Origin of the sequence: Paraburkholderia suaedae (genome assembly GCF_040812055.1) — a bacterium.
Lineage (GTDB): Bacteria > Pseudomonadota > Gammaproteobacteria > Burkholderiales > Burkholderiaceae > Paraburkholderia.
In genome coordinates this window covers 24,035-38,832 of sequence record NZ_JBFOAH010000003.1, presented here as the reverse complement: position 1 = coordinate 38,832, position 14,798 = coordinate 24,035, and the positions used below count along the sequence as shown (strand labels likewise).

The following is a 14,798-nucleotide window of genomic DNA, read 5'->3' as shown; positions in this document are numbered from 1 at the left end:
GTGGCGAGCCGCCCCTGACCAACTCACAACAGCCGCGCCACAAGCGACAACAGCATCGACAGCACGAGCGTCGACATAAAAGGAAACGGGTACTCGCGGCCGAACAGGCGCAAGGTGACGTCGCCAGGCAGGCGGCCAATGCCGAGCTTCCTGAGCCACGGCCAGCAGCTCGACAGCACCGCCACCGCAACGAACGTAGTCAACAGCCAGCGAATCATCGCCACTTCCTGACGGCCAACCCGGCCGAAATCACAATGTATGCGAGCGGTCGCCGCTCGAAAACGCTCGCAGCGTGTCGTCCAGTCCTCGCGAAAACGCGATTACCTTGAACAGTTCGCCCATCTCCGCCTCGGACAACAATTTCTGCACCGCATTGGCCGCAGGCAGAAACCTCGCGGTGTCGGCCGGATCGATTTCCGACAATGCTTCGGTAATGCCCGCATTCAGCAAAAAGCGCGCTTGCGACGTGAAGCCCAGCAAGTCCGCGCCGGTCTCGACGCCGGCCTCGGCGATTCCGGTGAATTCCACGTGCGCGGTGATGTCCTGCAAGCCCGGATAGAGGAACGGATCGCCGTGTGCGCGATGCCGGTAATGGCACATCAACGTGCCTTGTGCGCGCTGTGCATGGTAATACTCGTGACGCGGAAAACCGTAGTCGATCAGAAACGCCGCGCCGCGCGTGAGCATCGTGCAAATGGTGCGCGTGAATGCGCTTGCGGCTTCGTGGGTTTCGGTCAGGTAGGGGTCCCTGCCAATGTCGATATCCGATAGCAAGGCGAGGTCGTCCGCCGCGGACACCGGCCGATCGTCGAACGCGAACGCGTCGTCGCGCCATACCACGCCGCGCTCGTGCCAGATCCCGCCGCTTGCTGCAAAGAGCCGCACCGGCATTGCATCCAGCACTTCGTTGCCGATCACCACACCCGCGAAGCGTTCCGGCAACGCGTCCAGCCAGCGCACCTTCGCAAGCAGCCCAGGCGCTGCGTCCGCGATCGTCTCCCGTTGACGTTCGCGCAATTCGCCGGACAGATCGACGATCGAATAGCTGTCGAACCCGGCGCCCAACGCATCCAGCGCTTTGAGCAAGCCGGCGGCCAGCTTGCCCGTGCCCGCGCCGAACTCTATCACGTCGCGCGTGCCGCTCGCCTGCAGCGCTTCGGCGACCGGGCGCGCCAGCGTCGCGGCAAATAGCGGCGACAGTTCTGGAGCCGTGACGAAGTCGCTGCCGTCGTCGCCGCGCAGACCGAATTTGCGCGCGCCACCGCTGTAATAGCCGAGCCCGGGCGCGTAAAGCGCGCGCTCCATATAGCGGTCGAACGGCAGCCAGCCGCCGGCGCCGTCGAGCTCCGCGCGGATTCGCTCGACCAGCGCTTCGGACTGCGCGAGCGCGCTTGGGCCGGGAGCGGGTAAACTGTCGGGTTGGTGAGCTTTCGGATTCATCCCCGCATTGTAAATGACCGCCTCTCTGGATACCGCCGCTGCCCGCGCGCCTGAACTGTCCCGCGTCGTGCTGATTACCGGCGCCGCCCGCCGCATCGGGCGCGCACTTGCGCTCGGCTTTGCGGCGCGCGGCTGGGATGTGGCGGTGCACTACGGCGCGTCGCGCGAAGAGGCCGACCAGGTGGTCGCGCAAATCGCCGCGCTCGGCCGGCGGGCGGTCGCGCTGCACGCGGAATTGGGCGACGAGGCCCACGTCGAGCGGCTTTTGCCGGCGTGCACCGCTGCTTTGGGCCGGCCGGTCTGCATCGTGAACAACGCGTCACGCTTCGAGGAAGACACGGCGCGCAATGTCGGCTACGACCTGCTGCTGAGACTGACCGCGATGAATCTGGGCGCGCCGCTCGTGCTCGCGCGCATGCTGTTCGACGCGACGCCCGAGGCCGCGCGCACCGACGAAAGCCAGCGCGCGGTGGTCATCAACGTGCTGGATCAGAAGCTGTACAACATGAATCCGGATTACCTGTCGTACACGCTCTCGAAGGCGGCGCTGCAAACCGCCACGGTCGCGCTGGCGCAGGCGCTCGCGCCGAAAGTGCGCGTGGTCGGGCTCGCGCCCGGCCTGACGATGCAATCCGGCGATCAGACCGAGGACGCCTTTGTAGCCGCTCACCGCATGACGCCCTTGGGCCGTGCGTCGCGGCCCGAGGACGTCGTGGCCGCCGCGCTGTATCTCGCGGATGCAGCCGGAGTCACCGGAACGACGCTGGTCGTCGACGGCGGGCAGCATCTCGTGCCGCTGCCGCGCGACGTGATGTTTTTGACGGGCGCCTGAAACGCGCGCGGCCTGCCTGCAGGGACGGCCACCGCGCAGTGAAGCGCTTCTTTGCGTGCTCCGCACACTTTTTTCCACTGGAACGAACATGTTTGCCGCTCTTTCGCACCCCCGGCTCGGCGATTGCCGCCGGCTCTTTCTGCGCAACTACGAAGTGAACATCAACATCGGCGTGCATGACTTCGAAAAGCGCGGCGAACAGCGTGTCGTGATCAACGTCGAACTGTTCGTGCCGCTCGCGCTGTCCACGCCGGTTCAGGACAAGCTGAACGAAGTCGTCGACTACGACTTCATGCGCTCAACCATTTCGCGGCGCGTCGAACAAGGCCACATCCACTTGCAGGAAACGCTGTGCGACGATCTCGTCAGGACCATGCTGGAGCATCCGCAGGTGCGGGCTGCGCGCGTGTCGACCGAGAAGCCGGACGTCTATCCCGATTGCGACGCAGTGGGCGTCGAAGTGTTCCGAATCAAAGAGGATTGAGCCATGAGCGCGCCGGAAATCCTGAATGACCGCGTGGCCGTGCAGAGTGCCGGCGCCATCGACGCCAGGCTGGCCGCCGCGCCCGCCGCGCAGGCCAAGTCGCCGCTCACGCGCCGCGAACAGAAGGAAGCGTACGAGAACAACAAGCTGTTCAAGCGCCTCGCGCGCCAGGTCGGCGAGGCGATTGGCGACTTCAACATGATCGAGGAAGGCGACAAGGTGATGGTTTGCCTGTCGGGCGGCAAGGACAGCTACGCGATGCTCGACATCCTGATGCGGTTGCGCGAGCGCGCGCCGATCAACTTCGACATCGTCGCGGTGAACCTCGACCAGAAGCAGCCGGGCTTTCCCGAGCATGTGCTGCCCGAGTATCTGAAGCAACTCGCTATTCCGTTTCACATCGAGAATCAGGACACCTACAGCATCGTCAAGCGGCTCGTGCCGGAAGGCAAGACCACCTGCTCGCTGTGCTCGCGGCTGCGGCGCGGCATCCTGTACCGCGTCGCGGGCGAACTCGGCGCGACGAAGATCGCGCTGGGCCATCATCGCGACGACATTCTTCAAACGCTGCTGCTGAACATGTTCTACGGCGGCAAGTTGAAGGGCATGCCGCCCAAGCTGCAATCGGACGACGGCAAGAACATCGTGATCCGCCCGCTTGCCTACGTGAAGGAAACCGATCTGGAAAAGTACGCGGAGTTGCGCGAATTCCCGATCATCCCGTGCAATCTGTGCGGTAGCCAACCGAACCTCAAGCGCGCCGAAATGAAGGCGCTGATCCGTGACTGGGAGAAGCGTTTTCCGGGCCGCATCGAGAACATGTTCAACGCGCTGTCGAACATCGTGCCGTCGCATCTGATGGACCACAAGCTGTTTCCGTTCGCGGACCTGCGCGCGACCGGCCAGGCCGATCCGCAAGGCGATATCGCGTTCGACGAGGAGCCGTGTTCGACTGGCAACGATGACGCCGCAACGCTCGGCGCGGCGAAGCCGATCTCGATCGTCCAGTTCGACGACCTGTGACGAAAAGGCCCGCAAAACGGGCGTTTGCGCGCGACCGGACTGGCGCGAAGTGAGCGCCAGCGCGCCTTTGTCGCCAGGGGGTGCGTGATAGAATCGTCGGCCACAAACTGACTAATTCGCCGACGCCATGAACATCGTGATTTTGGCGGCAGGCACCGGCAAGCGTATGCGGTCCGCGCTTCCCAAGGTGCTCCATCCTCTGGCCGGCCGGCCGCTACTTGCTCATGTCATCGACACGGCTCGCGCGCTCGGGCCTGCGCGTCTGGTCGTCGTAATCGGTCATGGCGCCGAAGCGGTGCGCGAAGCAATGTCGGCGCCGGACGTCCAGTTCGCCGTGCAGGAGCAACAGCTCGGCACGGGCCACGCGGTGCAGCAGGCGCTGCCGCTGCTCGATCCATCCGTGCCCACGCTGGTGCTGTACGGCGATGTGCCGCTCACGCGCGCAAGCACGCTGCACCGGTTGACCGAACGCGCGGGGAAGGGCGGCTATGGCGTGCTCACGGTCACGTTGGCCGATCCGACCGGTTACGGCCGCATCGTGCGCGATGCGCAGGGCAAGGTGCAGCGCATCGTCGAACAGAAAGACGCAAACGCCGACCAGTTGCTGATTGGTGAGATCAACACCGGCATCATCGTCGCGCCGACCGAGCGCCTCGCGGGCTGGCTCGCGGCATTGAAAAACGACAACGCGCAAGGTGAGTTCTATCTGACCGATGCGGTGGAGATGGCGATCGAGGCCGGGCTCGAAGTCGTCACCACGCAGCCGGACGACGAGTGGGAAACGCTCGGCGTGAACAGCAAGCAGCAACTCGCCGAACTCGAACGAATCCATCAGGGCAACGTGGCCGACACATTGCTGGTCGCCGGCGTGACGCTGGCCGATCCGGCGCGCATCGACGTGCGCGGCACGCTCGAGTGTGGCCGCGACGTGTCGATCGACGTGAACTGCGTGTTCGAGGGCCGCGTGACGCTCGCCGACAACGTCACGATCGGCCCGAACTGCGTGATCCGCAATGCAAGCCTCGGCGCGGGCACGCGCGTCGAGGCGTTCACGCATATCGAAGGCGCCGAGGTCGGCGCGAACGTCGTGCTCGGGCCGTATGCGCGGCTGCGGCCCGGCGCGTCGTTGCAGGACGAGTCGCATGTGGGCAACTTCGTCGAGGTGAAGAACGCGGTGCTGGGCCACGGCTCGAAGGCTAACCACCTCACGTACCTCGGCGATGCGGAGATCGGCGCCCGCGTGAATATCGGCGCCGGCACGATTACCTGCAACTACGACGGCGCGAACAAATTCCGCACGATCATCGAGGACGACGTGTTCGTCGGCTCGGACACGCAACTGGTTGCGCCGGTCCGGGTGAAGCGCGGCGCGACGATCGCGGCGGGCACCACGGTATGGAAGGACGTCGAAGCCGACTCACTAGTGCTGAATGACAAGACGCAAACCAGCAGAACGGGCTATGTACGCCCGAGCAAGAAAAAAGGCTGATGGACACGACGCGCGCGCAGCGCGCTCCTTGAAATCTAGCACTGAAAAGGAATGAGCCATGTGTGGCATTGTCGGCGCGGTCGCGCAACGTAATATTGTTTCCATCCTTATCGAAGGACTGCGGCGTCTGGAGTACCGTGGCTACGATTCATGCGGTGTCGCAGTGCTGGGCGAAAACGGGCCCAACCGCGCGCGCAGCGTGGCGCGCGTCGCCGATCTCGACGCGCAGGTGCACGAGGGGCATCTCGAAGGCGGCACGGGTATCGCGCATACGCGCTGGGCGACGCACGGCGCGCCGGTGACGGACAACGCGCATCCGATCTTCTCGAAAGATGCGGTCGCGTTGGTACACAACGGGATCATCGAGAACTACGAGTCGCTGCGCGAATTGCTGCGGGGCAAGGGCTACCGGTTCGTTTCGCAAACCGACACCGAGGTTATCGCCCACCTGATCCACAGTGTGTATCGCGGCGACCTGTTCGCTGCCGTGCGTGAAACCGTCGCGCAACTGCACGGCGCGTATGCGATCGCGGTGTTGCACAAGGATCAGCCGAACACGGTGGTCGGTGCCCGCCAGGGCTCGCCTCTCGTGGTCGGGCTCGGCAACGGCGAGAACTTCCTCGCGTCGGACGCGCTCGCGCTCGCGGGTAGTACCGAGCGCTTCATCTTTCTCGAGGAAGGCGACGTGTGCGAACTGTCGCTCGACGGCGTGCGGATCGCCGATCGCGACGGCAACGAGGCGCAACGGGACGTGCGTCAGGTGGCTGCGTACGGCGGCGCGGTCGAACTCGGCCCGTACCGTCACTTCATGCAGAAGGAAATCTTCGAGCAGCCGCGCGCGATCACCGACACGATCCCGCAAGCGGATTCGTTCGACACGTCGATTTTCGGCGAGGGCGCGGCCGACGTGTTCGCACAGATCGACAGCCTGCTGATTCTCGCGTGCGGCACGAGCTATTACTCGGGTCTGACTGCGAAGTACTGGCTGGAGTCGATCGCGAAGATCCCGACCCAGGTGGAGATTGCCAGCGAGTATCGCTACCGGGAGTCGGTGCCGAATCCGAGGTCGCTGGTGGTCGTGATCTCGCAGTCTGGCGAGACGGCGGACACGCTCGCAGCGCTCAAGCATGCCCAATCGCTCGGTCACAAGCACACGCTGGCGGTGTGCAACGTCGGCACGAGCGCGATGGTGCGTCAAACGGAATTGTCGTTCCTCACGCATGCGGGCCGCGAGATCGGCGTGGCGTCGACCAAGGCGTTCACCACGCAACTGGTTGCGCTGTTCGTGCTGGCGACTACGCTCGCCAAGCTGCGCGGACATCTGACGGGCGAGCAGGAATCCGGCTATTTGAAGCAGCTGCGCCATTTGCCGGCTGCACTCAATAGCGTGTTGGCGCTGGAGCCGCAGATCATCGCGTGGTCGGAAGAGTTTTCCCGCAAGGAACATGCGCTGTTCCTCGGGCGCGGCATGCATTATCCGATCGCGCTCGAGGGCGCGCTGAAGCTCAAGGAGATTTCGTATATTCATGCCGAGGCGTATCCGGCCGGCGAACTGAAGCACGGGCCGCTCGCGCTCGTGACGGAAGCGATGCCGGTGGTGACGGTCGCGCCGAATGACGCGTTGCTCGAAAAGCTGAAGTCGAATATCCAGGAAGTGCGTGCGCGCGGCGGTCAGCTTTATGTATTCGCCGATGCGGATACGAAGATCGTCAACGACGAGGGGCTGCACGTGATACGGATGCCGGAGCACTACGGCTTGCTCTCGCCGATTCTGCACGTGGTGCCGCTGCAATTGCTCGCGTACCACACGGCGTGTGCGCGAGGTACGGACGTGGATAAGCCGCGCAATCTTGCCAAATCCGTGACGGTGGAGTGAAGCGTGGCCGCGATGCGTGGCTCGCCTGAATAGCTTGCCCTCGCTATCTCTAGCGCTGTTCGCGCCGACATCGCGTCCCGAGCGCTTCACCGCTGGAACAAATAGAGCCCGGTCCAACAAACCGGGCTCTGTCTTTTTGGGGGGCTCAATCGCTCACCGACTCTCCGCCGCCGCCGAAGCGACCTCGGCGCGTACGCTCTCGCCGACATGCAACTCATCGAGCGGAATGTCGCTGGCCGCGCGCAGCACTAGCCGATGCCGCGGTTCACGCGAAACGATCGCGCGGCGCAATCGACCAACAGCTACGCGCAGTTGCGGATCTACAACTCTGGACGCGCCAGATCGCTGCTGACGATGTACTCACCGTACACTTGGGCCGCCGCGATCGCTTCGAGCTTGGTCGCGTAAGGACCGAGTTCCGGTGCGCCCTCGAATGGAAACAGCACGCGGCCATCGGTGGTTCGCACGACTTTCAGGACGCCGAAAAACCGCCGGTAGCCAGCCAGCTTCGAAGTCGCCGATACCTGAAAATCGTCGTCCGACGTGCCCGGTACGCTGGGAATAAAAGCCGTCTTGCTCATACGTTGAAACATCTCTTGTTCAATGGGTTACACCTGCGTGTGACGCGCTCGAAGTTGGCTCAGAACGGCCAATTGGTCGAAGCGAAGCGCCGCATGCCGATGTTTGACGCTTTTCAGCAGCTCGTGACGGTTCCAACGTCGCCGACTACCAGCAGGTCGTCTTGGCCTTTCGACAAAAGGGCCTGATTGCCGCCCGGAGCGCGATGATTGCAGACCCGACGTTCGTCCTCCTCGTGCGATGGATCTCTTCAATCACGGACGGCGAAAAGCGAGTCAAGGCGATAGTTTAACCGGCGTCCCGGCGCTACCTCGGGCGGTAGACGAACTCGCGCGGTGTCGTCCGCAAGGCATGACCGGCCTTCGTTACCGTGCTCACCGGCGTCTGCGCCTGAACGCGAAGCGATAGAGGCAAGCTGCGCGGGATTCGCTGTCTCCTTGATTTCAAAGCACAAATTCCCGCCCGCGGCAGCGTAGTCCAGAGCCGGCGCTATAATGCGCGAACCTTCCCTATTTTCCACCGTCCGTTATGAGCCGATTACTTTGCCTGATCGTGCTTTCGCTCGGCCTGATGCAAACTGCGAGCGCCGACGAAAACACCGACCGCATGTCCGCGTATCTCACGCACAAGTTCGGTGTGGCAAAGGAAAAAGCTCAAAAGATATCCGACGCGGTCCAGTCCGCCGCTTCCAGATACTCCCTTCCGCCGGCGCTTCTGCTCGCCATCATCTCGATCGAATCCCGCTTCAAGGAAAAAGCCAAGGGCGCCAACGGCGCCACCGGGCTGATGCAGGTAGTGCCGCAAGCCCATCGCGGGCTGCTGCGTAACGTCAAAGACCTCACCGAGCCGACCGCCAACATCGAAGCCGGTTCCGCCATCCTGTACGGCTACATGCGCTCTGCCAACGGCGACCTCAACGCCGCGCTCAAGAGTTATGGGGGTTCCCAGGCTTACGCCAAAAAGGTGAGCTTGCGCGTCGAAGACTTCGCTCCAGTAGTGACGCCACGCGACGCCGGCGCGCATCCGGATGCGCACAACGCTTCCTGTGAAGGCGACGCTTGCGTCGCGCCCGCCGATTGGGCCAACGCCCTTAGCGTGCCCGCGGGCAACGGTGCTGCGGCGAGCGGCGCTGCGTCGGCAGGTTCGACGGCGGCGGCGCACTGAGCGCGGCACGCATCCGTCTCTTTTATCGCAGGCGATGTCTGCCGCGGTAATTTCCAGTGATATCGCATGGGGGTTCGCTGCATGCTTTTTACGCACGCCTGGTGGCCCGCTCTACAATGCATTTCCTTTCGCGCTCGTGCAGCGCCCCTTGCGATCCACCATGTTGAACACGCTTTCCAGAACTACAACCGCAGCCCTGTTCGGGCTACTGACTCTCGCCGCCTGCAGCAGCACGCCGCAGCCGAAATTCCAGCAGGAATTGTTCGAAACCGGCGCAAGTCCTTACGCCCGCAACTTCAACTCGAGCACCACCGATAGCTGCGAAGCTGCGCGCCGAGCGTTACTAAGCCAAGGCTACCTGACGACCATGCTGCGCCCCGACACCGTCGACGGAACGAAGAATTTTCAGCCGACCGGCGATACCCACGTCGTGGTGGAGTTTCATGTCGTATGCACCCCTGGCGAGGAGGCAAGCGACACCAGCATGGTGTACGTCAACGCCGTGCAGAACGGCTTCGCGCTGAAGAAGAGCGATACCTCGGCAAGCGTCGGACTCAGCGTGCTGGGGTCGCTCTCGCTGCCGATCCGCTCCAACAGCGATGCGATGGTCAAGATTTCGAGCGAGACGATTCCGTCGGGCAAGTTCTACGACCGTTTCTTTGCTCTGGTTGATCACTACCTGCAAACCGTGGTACGTACGCAGCCGGTCGCCAGCAATCGCATCGAAACGCGGCTGTTGCCGGGGCCGGTGGAAGTGACTACGCCGACACTCGTTCCTGATCTGCCGGGTGCAGTCGATCAAGCGGCCGCCGCAGTTCAGCCGGCGAGCGGAGCCGGTCCGGCCCGGTGATCTCTGCCGCCGCATCGACGTCTTGCAAAATCTACAACCGCCCGAGCGAGTTCGAAGGAAAAGTACAAACCGGGGTTACTTTGGACCGGCCTAGCCGCCGCACGGCCTTGTGGGAATCCCGCGCAGGGCTGTGATTTGTGCTGTCCCGGCGCATTCAAAGATGGGGTGGATTAGCGGTGCGGCAACTGGAACCGTACACGGCGATGCGGCCACTTCCCGATGCGCGAAGCGCTCGCCAGCGCACAGACCGCTCGCCGCCGGGCGCGCACATTTGGACGGACGGTACGATGTTTGCGTCTCTCTTTTTGCAAGCGCAACTGTTGCTTTTTGGCCAAAGTCGTGTCAGCAATGCCCCATAGAGGCATAGAGTTAAAGTGTTTTCTGAGGTTATTGGTGCAGTGCGGGGGATGTATGAAACGCAGATCAGCACGACAGCTCGTCCGGCTTCTCTCGGACATCCGGCACGCTACCCATTGCAGCACGTTGCGGGCGGCGGCTACCAATCGGGCGATAGCGCTCGCGAGCGCTGAAGGTGAAGCGGAAGCCGCCGACCCCGACACCGACGCCGAGTCCGCGCGCGACACGCAACAGGACAAGCCGGTGCGGAGCGAATCATGAGAGTCGCGAGCGAGCAGTCGCTACGCTTTCTGGTCGAGAAGTGGCTCGCGCCGGCGCCGTCCGATGCGCTGCACGTCACTGAGTTCAGTCGCACGCGTCACGGAGGCCGGCGGTATGTGCGCGTCGAGACTTCGTCGATCGCTACAGGCTCACGCGGTTTGTTCTTCTTTCGTCACGACGACGGTTGCTGGTGCGTGTTTCCGCCAACCGCCGACAGCCCTGCAACGTCGAGTTTCTTTGCCTACCCCCGTGCGGCATAGCGGGCACCGGTAACGCCACGCACGGACGACCACGGTCCCTGCGGCGGAACGGTGCGCTACGTCGTCAGGACGTGGTCGTGTCTGCGTCGCCCGCCCCTCGTCAGCTGACATACGATCAAACCCACCAAGGAGCAACGCGCGTCCGCGTTGCAGCGCGTGCTGCCGACCCTGCAGAAAACCGTCTGCCTGCTGCGCAATCTCGTCTGATGCGGACCCAGGGAATGACCTGGTGTGGGCGCTCGACGATTGAAAGCCCGTCGAAAGCGGTTTGTCTCCCGGAAAATACATATCGAGTTTTACGCATGACAAACCGCCTACGCTGGGTAATACTCTCCCGCGGGGAGCGGGACGGCGCGTGAAGCCGCACCTGCTTTACCGTGCAGCTTATTCATTCACATTGACTCAGTCGTCCAGGTTTGGGGAACAACACATGAAAAAAGTTATTGTCTCGCTCGCAGCCGCATCGATCGCGCTGGTCTCCGTTCAAGCTTTCGCTCAGGCATCGGACGCTGCAGCGCCGGCCGCAGCTGCTAGCGCGCCGAAGAAGCATCACATCAAGCAGTTGAAGACGCACGGCAAGCGCGCTCCGGTTTCGGCAGCAGCTTCGGCCGCTGGCACGAACGACAAGGGCGAGAAGAACTAAGCTGATGCCCGATTCATCGGGTGAGCCGTTCCGACGTGCCACCGTTGGCGGCCATTCGCCGCGAGACTGCGAATGCGCCCGGCAGCGGAAGCAGGGTTGCAAGCAAAAAGGCCAGAGCATCAGCTCTGGCCTTTTTGCTTGCAACTGCGTTTTCCGCGGCTTGCGGGATCAGCCGGCGAGGCCACGCTTGATCACTTCGTTCAGCAGTCCAGTCATGCCTTCCGGATGCGAGGCGGCGCGCACCTTCAATTGTTCGACCAGTTCGGCGTTCAGCTTGCATGCGAACGCGACCAGGCCCTGCGCCTGATCGAGCTTGCGCTGTTCGCGGCGATCGAGCTTCGGCTCGGCGGCCGCGGCCTTGCCGAAGCGCTCCGCGGTGGCATGCTTCATTGCGTTATTCAGCTTCAGCGCCTTGTTCTTTTCAAGGTCGGTTTTTTTCATCGACATACGGAAGGCCTCTGCCAGATAGGTAATCCCGCATTGTACGCGTCGAACTAGCGGGCATACCGGCGGCAATCCGGGCCGCAATCCGCGCGGCAAGCGACGCTCAGCCCGAGCGCTCCGGTGCGGCTGCCACGCTGTCCATCAGCGCGCGCATGCGCTGCCAATGCGTGCCTTCCCAGAACACGCGCCGGCACACGTCGCAGGTGACGAACTGGTTATGGCGTTCGAGCACGCCATCCGGCGCTCGGGCGCCGACTTCCTGCTTGTCGATGCGCCGCAGCGGCGCATTGCACATCAGGCATAGACGGAATGGCTGCGCGCTGCCGGCCAGATCCAGCCGTTCGAACACTTCGCGCAATTGCTCGCGCGGGCGCAGCGTGCGCACATAGCAGCCGTGCGTGATGCTGCGGCGTTTCAACAGTTCGCGATCGCGGGTCAGCACGATGCGCTGCTGCGCGACGGCGAGCGCTTCGATATCGGCGTCGGGAAAGTGGTTGTCGTAGAGGGTATCGAAGCCGGCTAACCGTAGCAGCGGTGCGAGTCCGCCAAGGTGCGCATCGGCGATGAAACGCACCACACGCAAGGGCCGCTCACGCACGCGCAGCAGCGGCCGGATGTCGAGCGCTTCGAACTTCGGATAGACGGCGACGCGATCGCCGTCCGCCAACGCGTGAGTAAAGCCGACCGACTCGCCGTTCACCAGAATCAGCTCGACCTCGGTATGCGGCACGCCGAGCGCCTCGATCATGTGCTTCGCTGTGGCGTCGGCCGGGCATGCGCAACTGAACGCCCGCCGGCGCAGCGGCCGGGCGAGAAAATCGTTCAGTTCCTCATAGAACCGGAATGTCGCGGTGACCATCGCAGCAGTATCGCACTGTGCTTTGTCGCGCGCTGTGGTGCAGATGTCGCATGGGTGTGCTTTACTGCGAGTTCTTTAAAGGACGGAGCGACAGATGGACATCGGTTTTATCGGTCTCGGCGAGATGGGCGCCGCGATGGTTGCAAACATTTTGAAAGCCGGGCATCAGGTGCGTGTGTGGAACCGCTCGCCGGAACGGGCGCAGCCGCTGGCCGCACTCGGCGCGCGGGTCGCCAGCACGCCGGCCGAAGCGTTTGCGGGCGACGCGGTGTTCTCGATGCTGGCCGACGATAGCGCGATGCGCGAGGTTATTACCGCGTCGCTGGTGGAACAGGCTCCGCGCGGGTTGATCCACGTGAATATGGCGACCATCTCCGTGGCGCTGGCCGAGGAACTGGCGACGGCGCATGCGTCGCACGGCATCCACTACGTCGCCGCGCCGGTGTTGGGGCGCCCCGATGTGGCGGCCGCAGGCAAGCTGACGATCGTGGCGGGCGGCCCGGCCGAGTCGATCGACCGGGTTCAGCCGATTTTCGACGCGATCGGACAAAAGACATGGCGCATCGGCTCGCTGCCGCAGCAGGCCAATGTGATGAAGCTCGCCGCGAATTTCATGTTGGGCGCCGCCGTGGAGACCCTCGGCGAAGCCGCTTCCCTGGTTACGGGGCATGGCCTCGCCATGCAGGATTTTCTCGACGTCATCACGAGCGGGCTGTTCACGGGACCGGTCTATTCGGGCTACGGCAAGATGATTGCGGAACAGCGCTTCGAGCCGGCGCTGTTCAAGGCGCGTCTCGGACTGAAGGACCTGCGCCTCGCGCTGGCCGCAGCCGACGCGGTGACGACCCCCATGCCGATTGCCAGCGTGGTGCGTGATAGTTTGATCGAAGCGATGGCGCATGGCGACGGCGAGAAGGATTTCGCGGTGCTGGGGCAGGTGGCTGCGCGGCGGGCCGGAAGGTAAAGGGCGCGGGCCGGTTCGGCTGACATTGACGGGCTGGAAGGCGGCCGTTGACAATGGCTTACGGCTTACGGCTTACGGCTTACGGCTTACGGCTTACGGCTTACGGCTTACGGCTTACGGCTTACGGCTTACGGCTTACGGCTTACGGCTTACGGCTTACGGCTCGCCCTCGGCCTAAAGCGTCGCGACCATTGCATTCGGCAACGGTACCCGGCGCGAATCGACAAGGCCCGGCATAATAGCGACCCATCGCGACCCTTTTCGATCTCAATGACTCTGCATACTTGGTGGCTATTCGTCGCCACTGTTTTCGTCGTGTCCGCGATTCCGGGTCCGAACATGCTGCTCGTGATGACTCATGGGGCGCAGCACGGCTTGCGCCGCTCCAGCGCGACGATGGCAGGCTGCCTGTCGGCGTTGGTGCTGATGTTGGCCGTATCGGTGGCGGGCCTGGGTGTGTTCCTCGCCGCGTGGCCGGCCATGTTCAACGGGCTGCGCATGATCGGCGCCGCTTACCTCGTGTACCTCGGCATCAAGGCGTGGCGCGCGCCGGCTGACGAAGTCACCGCCGGCACAGTCGACGATCTCGTCGCGAAGCCCGCGCGTTCCCGCTTTGCGCTGTTTCGCAACGGCTTTCTGGTGGCCGGCAGCAATCCCAAGGCGATCCTGTTCGCTGCTGCGTTGTTGCCGCAATTCATCAATCCGGCGCAACCGAAATTGCCGCAGTTCGGCGTACTGGTAGCGACTTTCGCGGCGATCGAGGTCAGCTGGTATCTGGTGTACGCGGGCTTCGGCGCGCGCATCGGCGCCCGTCTGAAGAGCCGTAGCGTGGCGCGCGCGTTCAATCGTCTGACGGGCGGTGTATTCGTCGGGTTCGGCGCGATGATGGCCTTGGCGCACCACTGACGAAGAAAGCTATAGGAAGGACCGGGTTGCCAAGGATGTCAGGCTCACTGTTGCGGCTAAGCAACGCTCAGGGTCAACCCTAATTCGCATGTTGCGTCGCACCAAACTATTTGCTATAGTAGTCCCTGTCTCCTCCATGTCTCCTCTGATATGGATTCAGCCCGCCCACATAGGCGGGCTTTTTTTTGCCTGCGTTTCGCGGCATAAGACGTTTTTTGGCGCGGCTCGCGAAAAGAAAACAGCGGTCCCCGCGTCCCCTCGCCGGCTCGCTCCTGCTGGCGCGTCAGCCACGCCAACCTTGTGCGAGTCAGCGCGCAATTAAAACCTGCGCCCGACAAAAAAGCCGGTCGCTAACGACCGGCTTTGC

17 protein-coding genes are annotated in these 14,798 nt (G+C 63.4%); 12 read left to right on the top strand and 5 right to left on the bottom strand.

All coding sequences use genetic code 11. From position 1 onward, the window contains the following. Positions 1-23: 23 nt before the first annotated feature. Together ABQJ48_RS05660 and ABQJ48_RS05655 are read right to left on the bottom strand one after the other, a co-directional pair. A complete protein-coding gene (locus ABQJ48_RS05660) occupies positions 24-218 on the bottom strand; it encodes a DUF2905 domain-containing protein (RefSeq protein WP_367836591.1) in 195 nt (64 codons plus the stop codon). A 31-nt stretch (positions 219-249) separates the two neighbouring features. Then, on the bottom strand, positions 250-1,440 hold the full coding sequence (locus ABQJ48_RS05655) for a class I SAM-dependent methyltransferase (protein ID WP_367836590.1): 1,191 nt from the start codon (positions 1,438-1,440) through the stop codon (positions 250-252). Between the two features lie 13 nt (positions 1,441-1,453). Here ABQJ48_RS05655 and ABQJ48_RS05650 point away from each other — a divergent pair, with 13 nt between their 5' ends. The 5 genes from ABQJ48_RS05650 (at position 1,454) to glmS (ending at position 7,144) form a co-directional block, all read left to right on the top strand. Further along, on the top strand, positions 1,454-2,272 hold the full coding sequence (locus ABQJ48_RS05650; protein WP_367836589.1) for an SDR family oxidoreductase: 819 nt from the start codon (positions 1,454-1,456) through the stop codon (positions 2,270-2,272). A gap of 88 nt (positions 2,273-2,360) precedes the next feature. Further along, positions 2,361-2,756, top strand: coding sequence for a dihydroneopterin aldolase (locus ABQJ48_RS05645; RefSeq protein WP_367836588.1), 396 nt, complete (start codon positions 2,361-2,363; stop codon positions 2,754-2,756). Positions 2,757-2,759: 3 nt separating this feature from the next. Continuing rightward, positions 2,760-3,779, top strand: a complete 1,020-nt coding sequence (ttcA, locus tag ABQJ48_RS05640; protein ID WP_367836586.1) for a tRNA 2-thiocytidine(32) synthetase TtcA — start codon at positions 2,760-2,762, stop codon at positions 3,777-3,779. A gap of 127 nt (positions 3,780-3,906) precedes the next feature. Continuing rightward, positions 3,907-5,268, top strand: a complete 1,362-nt coding sequence (gene glmU, locus ABQJ48_RS05635) for a bifunctional UDP-N-acetylglucosamine diphosphorylase/glucosamine-1-phosphate N-acetyltransferase GlmU (protein ID WP_367836585.1) — start codon at positions 3,907-3,909, stop codon at positions 5,266-5,268. 58 nt (positions 5,269-5,326) lie between these two features. Then, positions 5,327-7,144: a glutamine--fructose-6-phosphate transaminase (isomerizing) gene (gene glmS, locus ABQJ48_RS05630; protein WP_367836583.1), complete on the top strand. Its 1,818-nt coding sequence runs from the start codon at positions 5,327-5,329 to the stop codon at positions 7,142-7,144. Positions 7,145-7,464: 320 nt separating this feature from the next. Here the strand turns inward: glmS and ABQJ48_RS05625 are convergent, their stop codons facing one another. Then, entirely contained in the window at positions 7,465-7,725 is a 261-nt protein-coding gene (locus ABQJ48_RS05625) for a DUF6723 family protein (protein ID WP_367837006.1), read from the bottom strand. 526 nt (positions 7,726-8,251) lie between these two features. On the opposite strand from ABQJ48_RS05625, the gene ABQJ48_RS05620 reads away from it, so the two are divergent. The 5 genes from ABQJ48_RS05620 to ABQJ48_RS05600 all read left to right on the top strand — a co-directional run bounded on the left by ABQJ48_RS05620 (position 8,252) and on the right by ABQJ48_RS05600 (position 11,258). Then, on the top strand, positions 8,252-8,887 hold the full coding sequence (locus ABQJ48_RS05620; RefSeq protein ID WP_367836581.1) for a lytic transglycosylase domain-containing protein: 636 nt from the start codon (positions 8,252-8,254) through the stop codon (positions 8,885-8,887). 160 nt (positions 8,888-9,047) lie between these two features. Beyond that, positions 9,048-9,737, top strand: coding sequence for a DUF2242 domain-containing protein (locus tag ABQJ48_RS05615; protein WP_367836580.1), 690 nt, complete (start codon positions 9,048-9,050; stop codon positions 9,735-9,737). Between the two features lie 411 nt (positions 9,738-10,148). Continuing rightward, positions 10,149-10,355, top strand: a complete 207-nt coding sequence (locus tag ABQJ48_RS05610) for a hypothetical protein (RefSeq protein ID WP_367836579.1) — start codon at positions 10,149-10,151, stop codon at positions 10,353-10,355. After that, positions 10,352-10,615 carry a hypothetical protein gene (locus tag ABQJ48_RS05605; protein ID WP_367836577.1) on the top strand — a complete coding sequence of 88 codons (264 nt, stop codon included), beginning with the start codon at positions 10,352-10,354 and terminating at the stop codon, positions 10,613-10,615. The genes ABQJ48_RS05610 and ABQJ48_RS05605 overlap by 4 nt, the downstream gene beginning before the upstream one ends. Before the next feature lie 430 nt (positions 10,616-11,045). Then, positions 11,046-11,258: a hypothetical protein gene (locus ABQJ48_RS05600; protein WP_367836576.1), complete on the top strand. Its 213-nt coding sequence runs from the start codon at positions 11,046-11,048 to the stop codon at positions 11,256-11,258. 168 nt (positions 11,259-11,426) lie between these two features. Here the strand turns inward: ABQJ48_RS05600 and ABQJ48_RS05595 are convergent, their stop codons facing one another. Next, complete coding sequence (locus ABQJ48_RS05595) at positions 11,427-11,705, bottom strand: hypothetical protein (RefSeq protein WP_367836575.1); 279 nt, start codon at positions 11,703-11,705, stop codon at positions 11,427-11,429. 100 nt (positions 11,706-11,805) lie between these two features. Beyond that, on the bottom strand, positions 11,806-12,561 hold the full coding sequence (locus ABQJ48_RS05590; RefSeq protein WP_367836573.1) for a Mut7-C RNAse domain-containing protein: 756 nt from the start codon (positions 12,559-12,561) through the stop codon (positions 11,806-11,808). A gap of 94 nt (positions 12,562-12,655) precedes the next feature. Between ABQJ48_RS05590 and ABQJ48_RS05585 the strand changes: the two genes are divergently transcribed. Then, positions 12,656-13,525 (top strand): NAD(P)-dependent oxidoreductase, encoded by an 870-nt coding sequence (locus ABQJ48_RS05585; protein ID WP_367836571.1) that lies wholly within the window; start codon positions 12,656-12,658, stop codon positions 13,523-13,525. A gap of 270 nt (positions 13,526-13,795) precedes the next feature. After that, complete coding sequence (locus ABQJ48_RS05580; RefSeq protein ID WP_367836569.1) at positions 13,796-14,431, top strand: LysE family translocator; 636 nt, start codon at positions 13,796-13,798, stop codon at positions 14,429-14,431. Positions 14,432-14,798 lie beyond the last annotated feature (367 nt).

What these genes read in the sequence shown, in the direction of transcription:
- ABQJ48_RS05655 (WP_367836590.1), bottom strand. Translation starts at nt 1,440, where the DNA reads ATGAATCCGAAAGCTCACCAACCCGACAGTTTACCCGCTCCCGGCCCA.
- ABQJ48_RS05645 (WP_367836588.1), top strand. Translation starts at nt 2,361, where the DNA reads ATGTTTGCCGCTCTTTCGCACCCCCGGCTCGGCGATTGCCGCCGGCTC.
- glmS (WP_367836583.1), top strand. Translation starts at nt 5,327, where the DNA reads ATGTGTGGCATTGTCGGCGCGGTCGCGCAACGTAATATTGTTTCCATC.
- glmU (WP_367836585.1), top strand. Translation starts at nt 3,907, where the DNA reads ATGAACATCGTGATTTTGGCGGCAGGCACCGGCAAGCGTATGCGGTCC.
- ABQJ48_RS05610 (WP_367836579.1), top strand. Translation starts at nt 10,149, where the DNA reads ATGAAACGCAGATCAGCACGACAGCTCGTCCGGCTTCTCTCGGACATC.
- ABQJ48_RS05595 (WP_367836575.1), bottom strand. Translation starts at nt 11,705, where the DNA reads ATGTCGATGAAAAAAACCGACCTTGAAAAGAACAAGGCGCTGAAGCTG.
- ABQJ48_RS05585 (WP_367836571.1), top strand. Translation starts at nt 12,656, where the DNA reads ATGGACATCGGTTTTATCGGTCTCGGCGAGATGGGCGCCGCGATGGTT.
- ABQJ48_RS05600 (WP_367836576.1), top strand. Translation starts at nt 11,046, where the DNA reads ATGAAAAAAGTTATTGTCTCGCTCGCAGCCGCATCGATCGCGCTGGTC.
- ABQJ48_RS05650 (WP_367836589.1), top strand. Translation starts at nt 1,454, where the DNA reads ATGACCGCCTCTCTGGATACCGCCGCTGCCCGCGCGCCTGAACTGTCC.
- ABQJ48_RS05580 (WP_367836569.1), top strand. Translation starts at nt 13,796, where the DNA reads ATGACTCTGCATACTTGGTGGCTATTCGTCGCCACTGTTTTCGTCGTG.
- ABQJ48_RS05590 (WP_367836573.1), bottom strand. Translation starts at nt 12,561, where the DNA reads ATGGTCACCGCGACATTCCGGTTCTATGAGGAACTGAACGATTTTCTC.
- ttcA (WP_367836586.1), top strand. Translation starts at nt 2,760, where the DNA reads ATGAGCGCGCCGGAAATCCTGAATGACCGCGTGGCCGTGCAGAGTGCC.
- ABQJ48_RS05620 (WP_367836581.1), top strand. Translation starts at nt 8,252, where the DNA reads ATGAGCCGATTACTTTGCCTGATCGTGCTTTCGCTCGGCCTGATGCAA.
- ABQJ48_RS05615 (WP_367836580.1), top strand. Translation starts at nt 9,048, where the DNA reads ATGTTGAACACGCTTTCCAGAACTACAACCGCAGCCCTGTTCGGGCTA.
- ABQJ48_RS05660 (WP_367836591.1), bottom strand. Translation starts at nt 218, where the DNA reads ATGATTCGCTGGCTGTTGACTACGTTCGTTGCGGTGGCGGTGCTGTCG.
- ABQJ48_RS05625 (WP_367837006.1), bottom strand. Translation starts at nt 7,725, where the DNA reads ATGAGCAAGACGGCTTTTATTCCCAGCGTACCGGGCACGTCGGACGAC.
- ABQJ48_RS05605 (WP_367836577.1), top strand. Translation starts at nt 10,352, where the DNA reads ATGAGAGTCGCGAGCGAGCAGTCGCTACGCTTTCTGGTCGAGAAGTGG.